The organism is Levilactobacillus hammesii DSM 16381 (genome assembly GCF_001434395.1).
Classification (GTDB): domain Bacteria; phylum Bacillota; class Bacilli; order Lactobacillales; family Lactobacillaceae; genus Levilactobacillus; species Levilactobacillus hammesii.
The window spans coordinates 1-497 of record NZ_AZFS01000051.1 but is presented as its reverse complement, the minus strand read 5'-3'; the positions used below and the strand labels follow the sequence as shown (position 1 = coordinate 497).

The window sequence follows — 497 nt, the reverse complement described above, 5'->3', positions numbered from 1 at the left end:
TATACGATTTTTCAAGTTGGTAAAGCGACGCTACTGCGAGTGAGTGACGTTATGGGCTTAAAACAGGCCGATATTTTTAATCCGGACGGTTCTATTAAACAAAATGCGTTTATTCATGACCGAAAAACTGGTAAACCTAATACCTTGTACCTTAAGCCTGTTCAAACAGAGCTCTTATTGTACCGTCAATGGCTGCTTGATCATAAGCTGGATTCTGAATGGCTCTTTCCTTCAATTCAACACCCAGAACGCCATATTACTGAAAAACAGTTCTACAAAATTATGAGTAAGGTTGGCGATCTATTAGGAATTAATTATCTAGGTACTCATACGATGCGCAAAACTGGGGCTTATCGTGTTTACACACAATCAAATTACAATATTGGCCTAGTCATGCACTTACTAAATCACTCAAGTGAATCAATGACTTTAGCTTATTTAGGCTTGGATCAAGCAAGTACAGAAAACATGTTGAACCAAATTGATTTTGGGTAAAT

At 37.4% G+C, this 497-nt stretch carries 1 protein-coding gene; it reads left to right on the top strand.

All coding sequences use genetic code 11. The features are described 5' to 3' along the window. The coding region (locus FD28_RS05825) for a site-specific integrase (protein WP_056997584.1) at positions 1 to 495 on the top strand (495 nt) is incomplete at its 5' end. Between the last annotated feature and the right edge of the window lie 2 nt (positions 496 to 497).